Annotated in this window: 2 protein-coding genes; both read left to right on the top strand. The window is 70.9% G+C overall.

The genetic code is table 11. The features are described 5' to 3' along the window. A partial coding sequence (locus ACIPXB_RS37095; RefSeq protein WP_401457411.1) for a phosphopantetheine-binding protein occupies positions 1 to 561 on the top strand: 561 nt, incomplete at its 5' end. Further along, positions 561 to 2,026 (top strand): condensation domain-containing protein (locus ACIPXB_RS37100; protein WP_401457413.1); only part of this gene is annotated, 1,466 nt, incomplete at its 3' end. The genes ACIPXB_RS37095 and ACIPXB_RS37100, both read left to right, overlap by 1 nt.

Raw genomic sequence — 2,026 nt, forward strand, 5'->3', positions numbered from 1 at the left:
GTCCAGGCCGTGATCGCCTCCCACCCGCACGTCGTGCAGGCCACGGTGGTCGCCCGTGAGGACGTCCCCGGCGACCTCCGCCTGGTGGCCTACGTCGTCCCGGGCTCCGAGGCCGATGGCACCGGCGCCCTTCCCGCCTCGATCGCGGAGTACGCGTCGGCACGTCTGCCGGCACACATGGTGCCGTCGGCGGTCGTCGTCCTGGAGGCGCTGCCGCTGACGGTGAACGGGAAGCTGGACCGCAAGGCCCTGCCCGCTCCCGAGTACAGGACCGGAGCCGGAAGAGGACCGGCCAACGCGCGGGAGAAAATCCTGTGCACCTTGTTCGCCGAGGTTCTCGGGCTGGAAGGCGTCGGCGTCGACGACGACTTCTTCGCCCTCGGCGGACACTCCCTGCTCGCCGTCCGACTGACCAGTCGGATCCGGGCGTCGCTGGGCATCGAGGCGCCGCTGCAGGCGCTTCTGCAGGCGCCGACCGTGGCCGGACTGGCGCAGCGGCTCGGAAACGAAAAATCAGCTAGGCCGGCGTTGCGGCCGATGCGCAACCAGGAGGAGTTCTGATGGTTCCGTTGTCTTTCGCGCAGCGCCGGTTGTGGTTCCTTTCCCAGCTCGAAGGCCCCAGCGCCACCTACAACATCCCGATCGTCAGGCGCCTGCCCGGCGAGATCGACGGCGAGGCCCTCGACAAGGCCCTGCGTGACGTGATCGGCCGCCACGAGGTGCTGCGCACGGTCTACGCGACGGCGGACGGAGAGCCGTACCAGCGCATCCTGAAAATGGAGGACCTGGACTGGGCCCTTGACGTGGCCGACGTGGCGCCCGCCGACCTCGACGCCCGGACGGCCGAGCTCGAGGGCCACGCGTTCGACCTGGCGACCGATGTGCCGATTCGTGCGACGCTGCTCCGGTGCGGTCCGGCGGACCGGGTACTGGTCGTGGTGGTCCACCACATAGCGAGCGATGGCTGGTCGATGGGGCCGCTGCTGCGGGACGTGATGACGGCCTACGCCGCACGCGCCGAGGGCCGGGCCCCCGAATGGGAACCGCTGCCCGTCCAGTACGCGGACTACACCCTGTGGCAGCGCGAACTGCTCGGTGACGAGACGGACCCGGACAGTGTGATGGCCCGCCAGATCGGCTACTGGCGGGACAACCTCTCCGGCGCGCCGGAGGAGCTCGACCTGCCCTTCGACCACGTTCGCCCCGCGGTGGCGTCGCACCGCGGATACGGCGTGCCGCTGGACGTCCCGGCGGCCGTCCACGCCCGTATCGCCGAGGTGGCGCGGGCCGAGGACGCCACCGTCTTCATGGTCCTCCAGGCCGCGATGGCGGTCGTCCTGTCCCGCCTGGGTGCCGGAACGGACATCCCGATCGGCACGGCGGTCGCCGGGCGGACCGACGTGGCGCTGGACGACATGGTCGGCTTCTTCGTCAACACGCTGGTGCTGCGTACCGACCTGTCCGGCGACCCGACCTTCACGGAGGCACTCGCCCGTGTACGGCAGACCGGGTGGGCAGGGCTCGCGAACCAGGACGTGCCCTTCGAGAAGCTGGTCGAGGAGCTGGCCCCGGCCCGCTCCCTGGCTCGGCACCCGCTCGTCCAGGTGATGCTGACCGTGCACAACAACGAGCGCATCGTGCTGGAGCGCTCGGGCGTCCAGTCCGACGGATCCTCGGCGGAGGCGGTCGTCGACGTGCGGGCGGCGAAGTTCGACCTCGAAATCGACTTCGTCGAGCTGTTCGACCAGGACGGCGCCCCGGCGGGCCTGCGCGGCTCGGTGACCGGCTCGGTGGACCTCTTCGGGCGTGACACCGTCATGCGGCTCGCGACGCGCGTCCGGCGGGCGCTGGAACTGCTGGTGGCCGAGCCGACGACCCGGGTGAGCGGGCTCGACCTGCTCGACGAGGCCGAGCGGCGTCGGGTGCTGGTGGAGTGGAATGACACGGCGGTGGAGGTCGAGCGGTCGACGTTGCCGGGGTTGTTCGAGGCGCAGGTGGTGCGGACGCCGGATGCGGTTGCGGTGGT

The sequence above is a fragment of the Streptomyces sp. NPDC090022 genome (assembly GCF_044748145.1).
Taxonomy (GTDB): Bacteria; Actinomycetota; Actinomycetes; order Streptomycetales; family Streptomycetaceae; genus Streptomyces.